The sequence below is a fragment of the Duganella sp. CY15W genome, from assembly GCF_009857555.1.
Lineage (GTDB): Bacteria > Pseudomonadota > Gammaproteobacteria > Burkholderiales > Burkholderiaceae_D > Rugamonas > Rugamonas sacchari.
Window position 1 is genome coordinate 1,916,270 of sequence record NZ_WWCQ01000001.1, and the last position, 18,157, is coordinate 1,934,426.

Consider the following 18,157-nt stretch of genomic DNA (forward strand, 5'->3'; position numbering starts at 1 on the left):
GGAAGCGCTCGCACTTTTTATGGTGCCTTCGCCCGTCCGGCTGCTGTTTCCAGTCGCGAAGTCATCAGCTGGTAGATGCCATGTACGCGCTGGTCTTCAGCTGCTTTCAAAGTACCATGCCGCCCACCGCTCACGGATGCCCGCCGGCGCTCTGCGAACATGCGCATCTGCCGATCGCAATACGCTCCGAAATCGGTCGGACATTCAGGGTGCCTGAACAACGGTTCGTATAGAATCTCGACAAACTCCAGCAGTGCAGGCAGCGACGTGACATATCCGTTCAGGAACCGAATCACAGCCTCGATTATTTCAACTGCCCCTTTAAAATTAGTATCGGAATCGCCGAACATTTTTACGAGCTTTTGCAGTCCGAACTGTAATGCATCACCACCTTGCAGGAACATGAATAATACGTCGTGAGCATCAATTACAGTCAGATGGCGATGCCTACGGAAAAGCAGTTGCGTGGCATTGCGGTAGTCTGACCAAGGTATGTAGTCATGCTGGGCCGCGTACGAAAGCAGCGCCTGCGGCCACAATGTATGCCGCACCAAAACCGTGTCGGCCAACTCACGTAAGTGCATGTCGAGCGAAATCAGCACAGCTTTCTTTTCTACCGCAAGTAGAAGTGCCTCGTATTCGTCATCGCCGAGGCTGCCGTCCAATTCCACGAACTCGCTTGGTAAGCTATCGGTACCATAGGCGGGGCAAACAGTGCAGTACCGCTGCACCACCTGGTCAATTCGGTCGTAGAATTCTGAAAGGCGAGCCTGATAGTCTTCAGGGTAGCGGAAAAACACCAGCTTACCGCCAACGTCGCCGACACGGGCAACCGGGGATGGGCCCGAAGCTTTCTCGCGCAGATGGCGCAGAATTTGAGCAGCCGTGGCGCTGAGGTAGACGGCGGGAGCACAACCGAGCGCCGCATCACAACCGAGGCTTACAAGATCCCCCAGCGTGGCCAGATCGATGACAATGGCGCCTATCTCTTTGGACATCACGGACTTTGCCTTGGCTGTCTCTGCTTCGCTACCTGATCGCATACGCAACGCCGCCGCGTCAGTGGGCCATGCATTCACCAATTCCAACGTAGTGGTGTCCAACTGAGCTGCGAGCATACCTAGCGTCATCGGCATCTTTGCATAGGTGTCGAAGGCATGCTTGGGGCCGTTTCCACCACTTTGCACCATCGCCTCTATAGGCGATAGGTCAACAGCGCCGTCTTTCTTAACGATCTTGCCGGCATGAATGTCCGGAAGTCCGCCAGCCGCTTCCTCTGTTAGGCGTTGGAGTCGGGTAAGCGTGTATCGATAGACAGGCTCAATGCTCTCTATGACCAACGAACGTGCGGACCCATATGCGCCCGGAAGCGTCACTGTCTCACCCACGCTCTTGCCGATCAAGGCGAGCACCCTATTGTCCTCTGGCGCGAAGTAATTTCGCTGCTTTGGCACGTCATCGAAGCCAACTGGCTCTATGGTTATGACGACAGTCGAGTCGTCGGCTGATACCAACACACAGGTTGTTCCGGGGCCTACCACTTCTGGCTTGCCGCTCAATTCAGCGATTTCGCCTCGTCCCAATATGGTGGTTAGGTACGCGCTGGCAACCTCGTCCGATTGCATATCAGCCCGAACCATGCGATACAGCCGGCGCATACCCTGCTCGCTTGCACCGTATTGGATCTGATGCGCGGCTATTTCGGCTGTTTGCTTGATTGTCCCCTCAAGGTGTTCGGGCAAAGTACGCACGAGCTGCAGAAACTTTTCCATTGATCCGCCATAGCGCTCGCTGTATAGCACCAGCAACCGAGCGCCGACGTGGTCCGGACGTCGTTGGCACTGCTCTTCTGATATCTTACGCAGCAATTCCCAGTCGCCTGCACGTTTTGCAAGCCTAATCGACGCCTTTCGAGCCAAATCATCATCGATCCATTCAGGTGCCATGGCCGAAAGCATTTCGCGCGCATTGGCCCGCATCCCTGCTTCGACAAAGCAGTCGAACAACCGGGCGGCCAGATCGTTAAAAGTCCCGGGCACGAAGAAGCGCCGGTAAATGGCGCCCGCCTTTGCATACTGTTTGACGAAATAATGACAGTCTGCGAGCAGAATTTGAATGGAAGGTGGGGCGCCCGCATCAACGCGATCAGCGATGCGTTCGATACGCTCCAAAGCTGTATCTATTTCACCGGCGCCTATCAGGGTCCGAATAGTGGCTAGCCAGGCGCGAGGGCGTTCGGCCGTTGGTTCAGAAATCGCGATCGCCGCCGAGACTGCTTCTTCTCGTCGGCCGGCATGCAAGAGCGCCAAAGTGCGAAGCGCTTTCAAAGCGTCGACGTCCTCGTCCTCATTGAGTTCGATGGCCCGAGTGACCAACGCGTCGACCAGGTCGACGTTACCGAGGCCAACGGCCGCCTCTGCGACCGTCAAGAGAGAAGCAGGCTGAAGCCAGTCAACGGCTTCCGTGGCTTCTCTGACGAGATCCTGTTGCCGCCCCATTGCATTAAGGGCGCTTAGTTTTATACCGTGCATCCTTTTTTGGATCTCCGGCTGACTATTTGCTTCGGCATAGACCGCCAGAACGTTTTCATAACGTCCGAGGAGATGATAGGCGTAACAGAGATTGCCTGCGTCGGCAGGCAGACAGATTTTACTTTGATTGCGCCAAAGTTTTTCTTCCCGCGGCTCAAAGCACTCAATCACATCCGTCAGTGCGTTCGTTGCTACCTTGTCGAGAGCCTTTGCGGTGGGCTCTAAGGGCCGCGCCATTGTGAGCGCGAGTGCGGCGCCGAAAGCTGTAGTACGGTGTGATGGCCGTGCATCGGTATGGCGTAGGATTTTCTGACCGTATTCCCATGCTTTGAGAAAATTGTCCTGTTTGTCTGCGGCGGCGCAAAGCACAGTAAGTACTTCTGACGCTCCCAGTAGCTCGGGTGGGAAGAACGCTTCGGATATTGTGCGCTCCTGGTCCAGCGCGGCGAGAGCGAGCGTCGCCCAGATCGACGCGGATGCGTGGAATTGACTAAGTGCGGCTTTGCCTATTCGCTCAGCCTCTTCTGGATCACCTCCCAGCCGAGCCGCGCTCATCCGGTCCGCAACGATCCTTTCGTCATTCGGCTGTAGCCGATAAGCTTCAAGGTAGTCTTCTATCGCTTTTTCGCTGGTGTGAAGGTGCAGGCGGCATGCAGCCCGTAACGTATGCCAGCGGGCTTTCTGCGTCAATTCGAAAGAAGCATAGGCGACCTCGATCGAGGCCAACTCGGCTTCGGCGTCGCTATAACGTGCAGCTTTTTGTAGCCCGGCGGCTGAGTCGAGCGAGCGGTTCAACAGCGTGTCCAATGCCGCCCTATGCACTTTCTCCGCTTCCGGATCACTTTTTTGCAGCTGGCCCATCTGGGCCATCATCTGGGCCAGCTGCTGCTGTACGTTATGAACGACTCCTCCAGGCGAGTTTGGTGAGTACCGCGCGAGTAGCTCCGGTCTGCGCTGAATGTGGGCCTGGATCTCACTCCAGAAGTCGATCTCGACCGGAAATAGGCCAGCCGCTCGTCGTAGCTCGTTCAGCTGGATTATTCCCACAACTAGCTTGGAATCACTTGCCGCAGTGGTAGCGAAAATAAACTGGGCTATCTGCACGCCACATTTATCGGCCGCGTCAACCTCATCTTGAAGGTGCTTCATAGTCAAGGAGCCAGTTTGATAGCGCTTGCACTGGATTGCAATCAAACCGTGCGAGCTACTAAGGAATATGTCTACACCCTTTTGGGCCTGGCCGCGGCGCCCGTTACGCTTCGGGCTCGTGTCGCTGAATACAGCGCCGTACACGTCAGCACACATTTCCTCAAAGGCATACTCATCTGACGGCGCTGGGGGCTCATGAGGGTAGAAGATAGTCACGTATCCTGCTCGCTGGTGGGAAGCCCTAATTATGTCATCCCGGAACGATTTTCACTATCTGAAGCGGTATCTATTGTTCATTGTTAATTTTACGGGGCCTTCCATTTGAACACGAGCGTATTAGAGGGTCGGCCGGGATTCGTGTAAAAATACCCAAATTGCACCGTAACTTATTGATTTATTGAAGGAACTAGCTTCCTTCTGATCCGCTGTTAGTGCATCAGCGAGGAGTTTTCTAGGCTCCAACCGTCCGCTACCTAGTCACCGCATTTTTAGATCATGCTATACGTGAGTGGCTAGTCTCAAAAAAATTTGTATCTCTTGGCTTCCGGCTCGCCCGCAGCGCCAAGTAGCATCGGACCGGGTGGCGGTTTCGAATGCGAATACTCAGTTAGCCCCAGCTTCCGATCGACGATTAAAACCGCCCGGCCTGAGGTAAGTTGCGCTCAACGATCGTTCTGTTCACTTCCCCACCTCGGGTGCGGTCGACGTGGAGGCGATCTTGTCGAGATAGGCCCGCAGCTGCTCTCCGATTTGCTCCTGTGCCTGCACCTTCGCGTTGGCTTGGGCAAGCAAGAGCTCCAACTCGCGGACCTGTGCCTTAATCGGCGCGATCTGGTCGTTGGCATTGTTTAGCTGTTCGGTCAGCAGTTCTGCTTCGACGATTTTACTGGCCAATTGTCGCTCCGTATCCGAGGCGTGCACCTGCAGCGATTGCAGTGAATCGACTTTTTGCTCCAGCTTACGGACCTGCGTCAGCTGCTCGTAAAGGTTCTGCTTGGTGTGCGACAACTCCGACACCAGCTTCGCTCCTTCCTGGTTCAGGCGAGTGATCTCGTCTTGTTTGACGGCGACTGCTTGCTGTGCCAGGCGCAGCTCGGCCTGCACTTGCTGCACTTGTAGTTCGTGGCGCCGGATATCGGCTTCGCGCTGCTCTTTTACCGACTGGCGATAGTGCTCCAGGGATTGTCGTGCGTGCTGGTGTTTCTCCTCCAGCGATTGCCGATGGGCCTCATTCTCGGCAAGTCGTTGCTGCAGGTCGGCCACCTGCTGTTCTGCGACCTGGCGCATGGTCGATTCCCGTTGATGGTCGCTACGGCTAGCCACCAGCGCCTCCGCCTGCTCCTGGAGGGCCGTTTCCAGCTCCAGCACGCGGGCCCGCTGCAGCGCATTGTCGTTCTGGGCCGCCTGCAGCAGCGCCGCGTGTTCGGCCGCCGTCGCATCCGATGTCGCGCGGGCCGCCGCTATCCGTTCCTGGGCTTCATCCTCCAGCCGCGCGGCCAACCGTTCGACCAGGTCCTGTAACGTCTCGCTGATCGAGCTGCGCTTGCCGCCGGCGCCGCCATCCTCGGCCTCCAGTTCCTTGAGGTACTTGTGGATGGTGGTCTTGGACCCGGTGTTACCCAACGCCACACGAACGGCGTCCACCGACGGGTTTGTCCCCTGCGAAATGAGGGCGTCACGCGCCTTTTGTATGTCCGATTTGTAAAGCCCGCTGCGTGCCATGGGGTCTTCCGAGGATGAAATAGGATAACATATTACATACCACGTTATTACATACTACTTCGGCATCGGCTTCAAGGTGATTTGCGTTTGAATTTTACATCGGATAAAGTAGATTTATCCGGTGTCATACCAAGAAAATGGCATTTTTCCCGGTCTTTGCTGTAATTTTGCCGTTGGCCAGCGACATTTCGGCCTTGCCGAGGAGATTGGATAGTGACGATCGACAAATACGCCTCAGATGGCAAAAAACGTGGAGCGCTGATTCTGGCTCTCAGAAAAGCGATCAAGGACGAATTCACCGCTGAGGATTGGAAGGAGTTCGGATATGTGTCCGGCCAGAGCGATTACATCCAGGGTCACAAGCGTCTCATTCGCAGTTTGAGCTGGGGCGACGATGACTACGGCCAGTGCGTGTTGGAGGCGCTGGAGCATTTCATCCGTTTTGACTTGGCAGCCGTGGAGCAGCTCATCAATCACGAGAAGCTGACTGGTCTCTTGCTGATAGATATGCCGGAGCTCTCCGTGTTCATACGCAATCGGCCTGAGGTTGTGAAGAGCCATACGCCAGCACGCCTATCGAGCAGTGACGTGGTGCGACGTGCACTGAACGACGCCGAACATCTCATGCATGCCAGCGGCCCGGTCAGCGCGGTGGACCGGCTGCACACAGCAATGCACGGATATTTTCGTAGCCTATGCCTTGAGAGTGGCATTGCTGTGCCCGATGAAGCATCGCTTACCTTGCTATTTAAGCTGTTGCGGCAAGATCATCCGTCCTTGCAGTCCTTCGGTTCGTATGACAACGACTTGGTGCGCGTGCTGCAGGGCTTTGCCCAGGCAGTTGACGCCTTGAACTCGCTGCGCAATAACGGCAGCGTCGCACATCCTTCTGATGATCTTTTAGGTGAAGCTGAAGCGCATCTGGCGGTCAATGCTATCCGTACCATTTTCAATTACATCAGCGCCAAAGTTGGTCATTGATTTTCATGTCCAAACTCGATCTGTACATCGAGGCGGCTACTCGCCAAAACACGCGCCCAAGCCATCGCGGAGCCATCGAGCACTTTGAAGTGGAGTGGCGCGGTATCTTGCTGGAGACGGCCGACAGCGTCGCACGCTACCGGGCCGAAGATCTATGAGCATTAGCGATCTGTAGCCTGCAGCGTCTCACCGTTCGTAAAAGATCGCATTGAAACACTCTCAATTAACGAACATCAGTAACAAGCCACATGGGAGAATAGATTGGCCGGCCGAAAACAGCACTTTATTCCGCAATCGCTGCAGCGGGGCTTCGAGGCACGACGGAGCGGCGCGAAGACTCAAGTGTATGTCTATCCCAAAGGAGCTGCATCCTACTTGACATCAACTGAAGGCGTCGGAGCGGAGCGCGACTTCTATTCGAATCCTGCCAAGCACGGCCCAGGCTCCTTGGACGATCAGATCACCGACTTTGAATCAAAAGAGCTGAATGCAAAATTAGACCGTATACGTTCTGTTGATCATGGTCCAGTCAATTCGGAACATGCTGCAATTGTAATTGCACATTTGACGTCCCGTGCAGCTCATCTTAGGGCGACCATGACCTCGCTCATGGACGGTGCTTTCACTCAAATGCGTGACATCGCTGGTGATGTGTCAGCTGCTCGAAAATTAACAGGAATCGACTCAGCGGGGGGGATCTCTCCTGTGGATGAAATGATATGCAAAGAGTTGTCGCCGTTGACCGAAGGATTGTCTGATAGGGAGAGGGACATTCTTGAGCGCGTCGTGGCGTTTCGTGTGCGGGAGCGCTTCGATGATCTTTTCCTTCAAACGCAAGCTCAACTGACTGGTTTTTTGGTCGAGTCTGTAAACCGTATTCCAGATTCAGTGGCTGAGGGACATACTAAAGCCCTCTCTCAATCGCTGGTCTCTCAGGAACGCGTAACCGTACTTAGCAAATTAAGCTGGCGCGTTGTCAGTGTAGATAATGAACGTCTGCGGTTTATTCTTCCCGACTGTGTAGCGGTTGCCTATAACCGTCAAGATGAGAAATTCGAACCACTGACTATGATCGGTTCTGACGACATGGTTGCCGTCATTATGCCGATTTCATCGCGCCAACTGCTCATCGGCGGTGAGATCGAATTCGACATAGATGGCATCAATGAAGACTTTGCGCGCAGCTGTTTTAAGTTCTTCATCAGTTCCCGACAGGATGAGCAAATGTCGAATCTGTCCTCTCAGATTGGCGATTTCATGTCAAGCATTGACGTGCAACTCATTGAAGGCGGTCTGCAGCCCAATACTAAGCCAAGCGCGGCGGTCACGACAAACCGCTACCTCAATGTACGTACGCCAATTGGACGCCTTGGTGTCAAGATGCGTGAATCGATCGTATCGATTGCTAACGACACTTTAAGCCTGTCTTCGCTAAGCGCTGTCGATGCAATCGTCGTTCCGATCAGGTTGGACATTGCGCTAGAGACCATCTTGAACAGGACCCCGAATATCTCAGAACTAAACGCTGCGTCCTGTGGTATTGCGAATGCTGTCAAAAGCAATACGCAATGGAGGTGCCGTATTATTATTCCTCGCGAAATAGCAGAAGCGTCCTTTAGTCGGGAGGTCCCTGAGGATAGGCGAATTGCCGGTCGTCATATCAGAATGACGTTAGGACGTGCGCATTACCTTGACTGCTGGATAAGGCGCTATCCGATGATTTTTGAGATCCGGCAGGAATTACCTTGGGCTCAAATCTCGCTTAACCTCGCATTTAACTCTGCGTCTCAGTATTTCGGAGGGGTTGCGTCATCTGGGATCGATGCCAATGAAGCAATAGACGCCGAGTTACTTCAAAAAATGGCTAGCGGCATTCGAAGTGGATTGCGTGGACTGGAAGAAGCTAGGCATCGCTACCTTGAACACAAGAACGTCGATCGGCTCTTGAACGATGTAGTAGCTCCTTTGGATAGGATACTCGGATTCTCAGCGACGTTGAGTGGCTTCATGGTCGCATCCGACTTAGGACTCCGCAAGGATCTAGCACCAATGATCGTCTTAGAAGAGGCAGGCTTAGCGAACTGGTTTGAATTATTTGGAAAGGACCTAGCGTGCCACTACAGCAGTCGAGATAATTGGAAGTCTGAAGACGAACTAGCTCAGCTCTCCGGACACGCTGAACGACTCCTTTGGATAATAGGCGTCTTCGTCACGTTAACACCGGAGGGACATTGGATTGACGCCTTTGATGACGAGCGGCTGGCAAGACTCAATCTAGGATTGCGGCAATAGATACCTTTGAAAAAACGAATCCCGGCCGCCCCTCAAAAGAAAGTAAATAGCCCGACGATGAAAATTCCCACGTTCAACCAGGTAGCTTTGATCTGTGACGAACCTGAACTTGCGGCGCAGCTTTCCGCTGCCCTTTCAACGAATGGTACCTATTTTCCTGTCTTGGATAGTCCTCGTCTGGGCCGCCCTGATGCCGAGGCTGAAGTCATCCGGCGGGTCAATGCGCTGGCCGAAGCCAAGCCGAAGAAAGTCATCTTGGGCGGCTGCACGGAGCGGGTCCGTCAAAGCCTGGACGGCCACGTTCCGGCATCGCTGATCAAGCGGGTGGAAGCCATTTCGGAGCAGTGGCTAACGCCGGCTGGAATCCGCTTGAAGAAAGGGACTTCTGTCAAGGTGAGCCGCAAGAACATTGGAGCGGGCCTGCTTCTCGCGCTGAGGACAAAGCGTCAACTGGAATTTGTCGACGACGAGCCCGAGGTGCGATATGTGCCCCCGTCGGCCGCTCATCTGGTCGTATGCGAGGACGGCAATTCTCTGGCACAGATTATCGCCGCCAATTATGCCTACGCCATCGGCGCCGGCCTGCAGTTGATCTCCACGCCGGCCGAGTCGCTCATTAAGGATATTAACGAGCGGTTCTATGGCGCGACCGAAGACCGGCATGCGTCCACGACGTCCATACTGCAGGGGCTGGCGCGCAAGATGCGTGAGTACTTGAAGGATCTCAACTTGACGGGCGTTCAATCTATCACGTTCATCACCAGCGGAATACCGTGGGGCTTCGCCGTGCAAGAAATGCCGACCACGCACCTGTTCGCGTATCCCGATCTGGGAAAGTCCATCGTCCACGGCCTCGCAGCGACGATCAATGACGGCAAGCCTCTCCGGCTGATCGCCATGATCGATCCCGGACAAGTCGCGTCTCACGAAGTGGTCAAGGCCGGTCGCAGCCTTATTAAACGCGGGCCGATGATCATAGCGTTTCGCAATCAAAGGGCCAATATCCGCTCCGTTTCCCACTTGATCGACCTGGTACCCTATGATCTTTTGTTCATCGCCACGCACTGCGGCGACGTCAAGGGATCTCGGGACACGCACAGGTTCGTCGATTCCAGCGGCGCTGAACGAACCCTGGTCCTGGATCTGGCGTTGCAAGTTTCCCCGGAAGCTCTTGATGGGAAATTCGAAGTCAAGGCATTTGAAAAATTCGTTTCTATTGATGGAGTACCATGGGAAGACAAGGTGGCGCGTCTGCAAATCATAGGAACTGCGGTGAAGGACTTTTGCGCGGTGCCCCTCGGCGACCGCACGCCCGAATCGTGCGAACCAATCGACAGAATTGCTGGATCCGCAGCACTGGGGATGTTCGATGGGAATCTGCTTGCGACGCCAACGAATGCCGGCGCCGGCAGGTTCCCGTTCATCTTCAATAACGCTTGCGTCTCTTGGCATGAATTGGCTGGTCGCTTCATGTTTGGCGGCGCCAGAGGTTACATCGGGAGCCTTATCTCGGTCGCCGATTCCGAGGCGCAGGAAGTCGCCATGGGCGTATTGGACAAGTACTTCGGACGCCCATTGGCCCACGCGCTCTGGAGCACTCAAAAGGAGGTGTCCGGTGGCGGCATTCGACGGCCGTACGTGATGGTTGGCTTGCATTTTCAGCGTCTGCGCGGCACGCTGGAGTCACCGCACAAACACATATTGGAGCATCTTGTTCGCGCATATCGCTATTGGAACAAGCAATTGAGCCGCACACCCGCAGAGGACAGCAATGCACGCATGGACCTCGCCGATCGGGTCGACTTTCTACATCACTGCATTGAAGAATTTGGATCCAGCGGTTCAACCAGCGCACCTGGTCCATCGGTAATCTAGGCTGGCCGAAACACGTTCACGAGGATGCTATGTCCAAGCTCGATCAATATATTGAGGCAGCCACACGCGAAAACACGCGTCAGAGTTATCGCGCCGCCATCGAGCACTTCGAAGTGCAATGGAAAGGCATGCTGCCCGCCACAGCCGATGGCGTGGCCCGCTACCTCGCGGAATATGCCGATACGCTGGCCGTCAGTACGTTGCGGCAGCGGCTGGCGGCGCTCGCCCAGTGGCACACCGCCCAAGGTTTTCCTGATCCAACCAAGGCGCCGATAGTCCGCCAAGCCATGCGCGGCATCAGGGCCCTGCATCCGGCGCAGGAGAAACAGGCAAAACCCCTGCAACTTGATGAACTGGAGCGCGCCGTTGACGCGCTCGATCACGCTGTCGATGACGCTCGGCGTGACAATAATCGTGCCGGCGAGTTGCGCAATCTGCGGGACAAGTCGCTGATCCTGCTCGGGTTCTGGCGCGGATTTCGCAGCGACGAACTGAGCCGGCTTCGCGTTGAGCATGTCGAGGCCAGCGCCGGCGAAGGCATCAGTTGCTTCCTAGGGCGAACCAAAGGAGATCGGCAAAATCTCGGCAGCACATTCCGCGCGCCCGCGTTGTCGCGCCTGTGCCCGGTCGACGCCTACCTGGACTGGATTAGTGCCGCGCAACTGACTTCCGGCCCGGTCTATCGCGCCATTGATCGCTGGGGGCATATCGGAGAAAATGGCCTGCATATCGACAGCATTGCGCCGTTGTTGCGGGCAATGCTGAAAAATTCAGGCCTAGACGCAGCTGGCGCATATAGCGGTCATTCGCTGCGCCGCGGTTTCGCGAACTGGGCGGCGTCCGATGGCTGGGACGTAAAGAGTCTCATGGAATATGTTGGTTGGCGGGACATCAAGTCTGCGCTACGATATCTCGATGCCTCAGTCTCGTTCGCGAAGCATCGGATGGAGCGCAGCATGGTCCGTCGTGCACGCGAGTTAGATAGCCCGTAATCTAACCGCCCTGACGCCAACCACATCGCATCAAAGCTGCGGTCGACTGCAGAGAGTCGACTTGCTCGTTCAGTGGCGGGGCATTCGTAGAGCAAACGAGAATTTAATCGGTTAGATGCCCGGGAGAGGCGATCAGCTTTTGCTTTGCATCAAGCAGGAAATCAATGCTGTCGTCATGCGTTGATGTCCAGTCCCGCTTACACGAATCAGCGAAAGACTGGCGATCCTTGTTGGAGACCTTTTCATTATTTTTGAAGATGGCGTCACCAAAAATTCTACCCCGGATATGATTTCCCGTTATTGGCGCCCCCCCCATTTCTACATCCTCTGTCCTGTCACAGCTCTCCGACGACTCCCGGTAAAAACTGACGTCATGTTTCTGGTTCCCAGTAACGACCTCCGCCAAGTGCTGCAAACAGATGTTTTTGGGATGGTTGAGTAGCGAAACGAAGGTCTTGATATCGCTCATCTCATTCTTTTCTAGCCCAAATTTAGTAGGAATTTCTTGAAGACGCTTTCTAAGCGATCGTTGTTCGCACTCTAGCCTGTACCCATTGACCGGCATTTTTTCGCACTTTCCATCCTTGTCCCCATACGCGCCATCGCAGTACCTGATGTTCGTCTGCGACGCCGTTTCCCGGCTGTCTAAATTCAAGTGGACGAAATAGAGCTTTTTTTTCAGCAGTTGATTGATTTCGTTCCAGTTAGCCCGCACCCCGCCGCCGCAGACTTCATCAGGCAAGCCATCCTTGCGACACAAGTCTTCGCTTCCTGACGGGGCAAAGGAGCGCGATTTGAACTCACCAAGCAACCGGACCCGGTTTGCCGCGAGAAGTGCATCAAAGCTCGCTAAGGCGCTCTTGTGATCAAAGAACAGACCGACCGGAGACGATTCGTGTTTCGAGGTGTCACGGTGGAAGCCTTGCTTACCAAAAGCGTCGACTGAGACAACTATAATGCTCTCGCATTCGCGCAGCAGGCGGTAGTCCTTTTCTAGCAGTGCGTGTTTGACGCCAAGTAGACCAAGATTGTCCGCGTTCCCCCCGTCAATCAAATGAACATATCGTGGTTGGCCCCGAAAGCCTTCTTGAGTGCTTAGGCGAAACCGCGGGAGCACTACGGGAGAAAGTAAACCTGGGAATGCGGCTGAAGCAGAAACCGCTCTGGCTATCGGTACAGAGTCAGGGTCGACGCCTATTCTGATTAAGTCTCGCGGTCCGAACATAAATAGTGAACCGAATGGCTGAGGCGCAAAGGCATCGATACCTTCGGACGTTGCTATTGCCGATACGATGAAGATCGGTGGTCTGGCTGGATTAACATCACCTAGCGTCAACGTTACCTCTGGCATTCCCAGGATCTCCGACTCAATAGCATTCTCAAGCAAATCCGTACGCGTCGTGTTGCCAAAAGTATAGCCAGCCAATATGTTTGGAGTTGCGAGCCGCCTTAGCATCGCATGGGCCAAGGGCTTAGACAAAACCGCATCGGTCATGGTGTCAGACCACACGGGTCTTGGTTGACCACGCACAGTGCCATCTCCGCTCATCGCGAACAGCGCCGCAGTCAAACTGCCACCGGACACGGAAAAGATGCCGTCAATGTACGGCGTCAGCGGTTGTTCTCCAATCCGGTCCATTTCATGTAATACCTGGGCTGCAAAATAGGCAGCTCGACTGCCACCACCGGAGAGTGTGACGAAGAAAGCGACTTTGCGAGAGTCCGCGCTGCAAACTGATGGTCGAGAAATACCTACTTTCTCATTGCGGTAATAGTTAAACCAGTCATTGGCGGTAAGCTTGTCTTGAGGGTCCGAGTAGCGAGAGCTGGTCACGGGACGGATTGTTTCAACTGTAGGGGCACAGCCCCAAAGCCAACTATTCAAGCCGAGAATGAAGATTGTTTTGATAAACCTGTTCATTAGTTCCTTGATTAATAATTTCCAAGTGGAAATTATATCGAAGTCGGGCGTTCTGCAAGCTGGATTGAGTCTAATTCGATAATTAACGGTAGATGCGCGCCATCGTGGCTTCTATCAGACATCCATTTTCTCAGCCATCGAAGGCGTGGCATCTACCCGTCATTCAGGCATGCTCCTATTGCCTAGGTAGTGATGCCCTGTGCTACCGCCACTGATCGCCAACCTCGCCCTCGTCGCCGCAGAATAGGCCGCTTCCGCACCATTCCTATAGGTGTGCTGCGCACCGCGTCATATCAGGCGGTAAAGATATGCTTCCGGAAAATCACATGCTGGGAAGATTATGATCCCGAGCGGCTGCCTTTGCCACGCAGTGGCAAGCGAGGCAACTTGAGTGAGGCAATTCAGCGCTCAAACGAACACGCTATCTACCCGGGCCACTTCAAACGTATGGAAATCGCGCTTGGTGTGGGAATGTGAGAGATTCCCCTTGGGTAAAATTGTTATTATCAGACTACTTTCGTTGCGCCGCTGCTATCAACTTCGGTACGCAACAATCGCTGGAATATTAAGCCTATCCCTACATAGTCCCAACCTTTTATAGGTGTCTACCCGGTGTTCCTCAAACGAATTCGAGCTCAAAACTTCCGAGTGTTCGGCAACGGCGACAAGGCGCCGGCATTGGACTGGGGGCTGTCACCCGGCCTCAATATCCTGGTTGGTGAAAACGATGCGGGAAAATCGACCGTAATCGATGCGATCCGTCAAGTGCTCTGGACCACGAGCTACGAATTCGTCCGCCTGCTCGACGCTGATTTTCATATTGTCGGCAATGCGCGGACCGAGTCGCTATTTATCGAAGCGACTTTCGCGGGGCTGACGCCAGATCAGGAGGCGGCTGTTGTGGAATGGCTTTCCTACGAACCCGATGGTAGCGTGTCGCTGATTTTGCACTTGTCGGCACGCCGCATCGCTTCGCGCAGCGGCAAGCGTGAGCGCGTGGAAGCATTTACCCGCGCAGGAAAAAACGGCGATGGCCCGGAAATTGGCGCTGCGGTGCGCGATCTGGTGCGCGCCACGTATCTGCGTCCCTTACGTGATGCCGAAGCCGAACTCAGCCCGGGCCGGCTTTCGCGCCTATCGCAAATCCTGAGCGCTCACAAAAACATCGAGGGACAGGAAAAGAATGACTTCGATGCCACCAATCCGACTAGTATCCCAGCCAATCTGGTTGGCCTGATGGCCTTCGCCCAGCATCACCTGGGTAAGCATGACGTCATCGGCGGCGTCGAAACGGCGATTAATACGCAGTACCTGAAGGAGTTTGCCTTTGCCGGAGATCTTCTGGCGTCCCGTATCCGCATCGCACCGGACCTCTCCTTGCAAGCCATTCTCGAAAAATTTGAGCTGAGTCTGCAGCCGAAGGCGCATATCGCACCAGACGAACGCTGCGCGCGGGGCCTTGGATACAACAACGCCTTGTTCATGGCCACGGAATTGGTGCTGCTCAGCGATGGAGATGAACTGGCCCTGCTCCTCATCGAAGAACCCGAGGCGCATCTGCATCCACAGCTCCAAGAACGTGTCCAGCTTCTGCTAGAGAAGAAGTCGAGCCTTCCCGATCAGGGTAAGCAGCCCGTCCAGGTTGTGATGACGACCCATAGCCCGTCGCTTGCGGCCGGCGCGGATATCGCGCATTTAACCTTGGTCAGTAACGGCGAGCTCTTTCCGCTGGGCCACGGCCAGACCAAGCTCAAAACCAGTGACTACGAATTTCTGCGTCGCTTTATCGATGCGACCAAGGCCAATCTGTTTTTTGCGCGTGGCGTGGCCATCGTCGAGGGGCCCGCCGAAGCCTTGCTGTTGCCGGCGCTGGCCAAGGCGTGCGACCGATCATTTTCCGATCATGGTGTCTCGATTGTGAACGTGGGTGGCGTGGGTCTCTATCATTACGCCCGCATCTTGCAGCGCGCAGACGAAAAGGTCTTGTTGCCTATACCCGTCGCCTGCTTGACTGATCGCGACGTCGTACCCGATGCCGCCGCTGATTATGTGGTCAAGGCGACCGCGAAGCGATTTGACGCCGATTATACGGCCCAGGAGCTCGCTGATCTGGTCAAGGCGAAGGAAACGCGTGCGCAAGGTGGTAGCACGATCGTTTGCGTATCCGACCGCTGGACGTTTGAGTATGACCTGGCACGGCATGGCTGCGGTGAATTGATGCACAGCGCCATCGCACTGGCCAAGGCAGCAAAAACGAAGGATGAGTTACTCGAGGAGAAAGACGAGCTAGTGGCGCTGGCAACCGCCCAGGATGAGTGGGCAGTCCTGCTGGCAGCGGGCCATGCCGACGATAAGCTTGCCGCGCTCATCTATCAACCGCTGCACGAGAAAAAGGCCTCCAAGGCGGTTTGCGCCCAATATGCCGCGCATCTCCTCGCAACAAAAAAATACGGCGTAGGCGATGACTTGTTCGCCAAGCTGCCGCCCTACCTACAGCGCGCGCTGCAGCACTTGGCGCCCAAAGCGAAGGCGCCATGACGCGGCCGATCATCACTCCAAAGGATTTGGAGGCGTTGGCGATATTGGCTCCAGATCTGCAGTTCACCGACGCCGAGCGCCGGGCGGTGCTGCTGGAAGGCGACTCACGCGATATCAATGCGGCACCTGGCAGTGGCAAGACAACCATCCTGGCGGCCAAGCTATTGCTGTTAGCGCGCAAGTGGCCGCATGCGCGCCGCGGCATCTGCGTGCTGAGCCACACCAACGTTGCCCGCGACGAGATACAGCAACGCTTGGCCCGCAGTAGCGATGGCGCGCGCCTGCTGGCCTACCCGCATTTCATCGGGACAATCCACGCATTCGTCAACCAGTTCTTGGCCCTGCCCTATTTGCGCAGCGTCGGCATTCGCGTCGATCTCATTGACGATGACGCATTCTCCCAGCAGGCGCTGCGTAAAGCGAAGGCGAACTGGTCGTTAAAAACCAGCATGGCGATGAACCAGGGCGTCGAGCCCATAGTCAAAGGTTTAGTCTACCGCGGGCCAGGCCTGCAGCTTGCCAGCGAGGGTGGCAACTTGCCTAAGCCAGCATCAAAGACGCATCCGGTGATGGTGAAAATCAAGGAAGAACTCACACAGAAAGGTGTCTTTCGCCACGCCGACATGTTCGCCTTTGCGGAGAAAATACTGCAGCAGAGGCCGTTGTTGGCCGATCGACTCGCGCTGCGCTTCCCATACGTGTTCATCGACGAGATGCAGGACACATCCTGGCAGCAGGAGCAGTTGCTGCAGGAAATTTTCGGTGGTCGCTCCGTTGTTCAGCGGTATGGCGACATCAATCAACGCATCTTGACGAATGATACCGGCGCCGAGCACTTGACCTTTCCGCAAGCGCTTGCGCTTCCCATCAGCGTCAGCAAGCGCTTTGGCCCACAGATCGCTCGGGCGGTGGCCGGAGTGCAGTTGGCCGGCACCCCGGTGACGGGCGAGCGCGCCGATGTGCGCGCGCCATTATTAATCGTCTACGCAACGGAGCGCGTAGAGCAAGTCATTTCCACGTTTGGCCATCGTGTGCTGCAGTACTTCGATGACGTGGCGCTGCGCAGCGGTCCGGTAAAAGCCATGTGCACTCGCAAACAAGGCGATGCCAAGGCCAGTCCGGGACGCCATCTGGGGGACTATTGGCCAGGCTTAGGCGGCGCAACCGTCAGCGCGAGTAACAGACCCGAGCGGTTCTGGGCGCTGTTGTCCCACGCCAGCGCCGCAGCGCATAAAGCAGGTACGTTTGCGCACAGTGCGATGGAGGTGCGACGCGCCGTCTTACTGGTGTTGCGAGCCGCCCAGTCCCCGGCGGTGGCCGACGTTCGGGACGCCCCGCAGTTGATGCGACAACTACTGCATGCTGGTCATGATGTTATTTCTTTGCGTCGCCTGGTGCGCGATCTCTTAATGCGCAGGGCAGACTACGCCCAGTCAGGGGAGCGATCAGCCCTTCCTGCGGTGCTCTACGAGGGATTGCAACCTTTGCTGCCCGCCGGCATGAGCCTGGAGACATTCTCACAGTTGGACGTGTTCGCGGCGCCGGGATATGCGGTGGCGGTCCACGGGACCGAGCAGCATCACTGCAGAGTAGAGCATGAGCAGCGGCAGTTGACGATCCCCATTGGCACTGTGGCGTCGATGAAGGGTGAAACGCACCTCGCTACGCTGGTGCTTGAGTCGCACGGTGGAACCAGCCAACGATTCGATCTGGAGGAAGCGGTAAAAGTGTTGGTGGGAACATCAGCACTCCCCACACAGAAACTCTTGAAGGGACAATTTCGCAATCTCTATGTGGCCATGTCTCGTCCAACCAGTTTTTTGTGCGTGGCCGTCAACGCGGAACGGGTATCGGCCGAATCACAGGCGTTGCTTCGCGCCAAGGGATGGGACATCGAGTACTTGTAACGCGCCACTGTGAATTTAGCGAAGCGGCCCCTAGTGGCTGCACTTGGTTGGCACGGCGCCTAACACAAGGAAAATCGCCGCCGCCTGCACCGGCTCCATATGGCTTTACATATCGTATGTTTTTCCATACCATATAGACAACCATCACGAGGTGACACCCATGTCTATTGCTAGCCGTCGGGAAAGAGATGCCAAAGTGGGCAGGATCCTTCTCTGGGAAGGTCGCGTCAGCCGCAGCCGTCTCATCTC

The 18,157-nt window shown here is 55.5% G+C and carries 10 protein-coding genes; 7 read left to right on the top strand and 3 right to left on the bottom strand.

Translation table 11 applies throughout. The features are described 5' to 3' along the window. Window positions 1-17 precede the first annotated feature (17 nt). Entirely contained in the window at window positions 18-3,896 is a 3,879-nt protein-coding gene (locus GTP58_RS08295) for a restriction endonuclease (protein ID WP_161077003.1), read from the bottom strand. A 462-nt stretch (window positions 3,897-4,358) separates the two neighbouring features. Further along, entirely contained in the window at window positions 4,359-5,402 is a 1,044-nt protein-coding gene (locus GTP58_RS08300) for a DNA-binding protein (RefSeq protein WP_161077004.1), read from the bottom strand. A gap of 213 nt (window positions 5,403-5,615) precedes the next feature. On the opposite strand from GTP58_RS08300, the gene GTP58_RS31890 reads away from it, so the two are divergent. The 5 genes from GTP58_RS31890 to GTP58_RS08325 all read left to right on the top strand — a co-directional run bounded on the left by GTP58_RS31890 (window position 5,616) and on the right by GTP58_RS08325 (window position 11,542). Further along, window positions 5,616-6,383 (top strand): abortive infection family protein, encoded by a 768-nt coding sequence (locus tag GTP58_RS31890; protein WP_373924712.1) that lies wholly within the window; start codon window positions 5,616-5,618, stop codon window positions 6,381-6,383. 5 nt (window positions 6,384-6,388) lie between these two features. Continuing rightward, window positions 6,389-6,541: a hypothetical protein gene (locus GTP58_RS08310; RefSeq protein ID WP_161077005.1), complete on the top strand. Its 153-nt coding sequence runs from the start codon at window positions 6,389-6,391 to the stop codon at window positions 6,539-6,541. A gap of 103 nt (window positions 6,542-6,644) precedes the next feature. Beyond that, a complete protein-coding gene (locus GTP58_RS08315; protein ID WP_161077006.1) occupies window positions 6,645-8,675 on the top strand; it encodes a DUF4238 domain-containing protein in 2,031 nt (676 codons plus the stop codon). 6 nt (window positions 8,676-8,681) lie between these two features. After that, window positions 8,682-10,550 carry a hypothetical protein gene (locus tag GTP58_RS08320; protein ID WP_161077007.1) on the top strand — a complete coding sequence of 623 codons (1,869 nt, stop codon included), beginning with the start codon at window positions 8,682-8,684 and terminating at the stop codon, window positions 10,548-10,550. A gap of 29 nt (window positions 10,551-10,579) precedes the next feature. Beyond that, window positions 10,580-11,542, top strand: coding sequence for a site-specific integrase (locus tag GTP58_RS08325; protein WP_161077008.1), 963 nt, complete (start codon window positions 10,580-10,582; stop codon window positions 11,540-11,542). 103 nt (window positions 11,543-11,645) lie between these two features. On the opposite strand, the gene GTP58_RS08330 is transcribed toward GTP58_RS08325, so the two are convergent. After that, window positions 11,646-13,463 (bottom strand): patatin-like phospholipase family protein, encoded by a 1,818-nt coding sequence (locus tag GTP58_RS08330; protein ID WP_161077009.1) that lies wholly within the window; start codon window positions 13,461-13,463, stop codon window positions 11,646-11,648. 612 nt (window positions 13,464-14,075) lie between these two features. On the opposite strand from GTP58_RS08330, the gene GTP58_RS31895 reads away from it, so the two are divergent. After that, entirely contained in the window at window positions 14,076-16,001 is a 1,926-nt protein-coding gene (locus GTP58_RS31895; RefSeq protein ID WP_161077010.1) for an AAA family ATPase, read from the top strand. Further along, the gene (locus tag GTP58_RS08340) at window positions 15,998-17,908 is read left to right on the top strand and encodes a UvrD-helicase domain-containing protein (protein WP_161077011.1); all 1,911 of its coding nucleotides are present in this window, start codon (window positions 15,998-16,000) and stop codon (window positions 17,906-17,908) included. The genes GTP58_RS31895 and GTP58_RS08340 overlap by 4 nt, the downstream gene beginning before the upstream one ends. The last annotated feature ends 249 nt before the right edge of the window (window positions 17,909-18,157 follow it).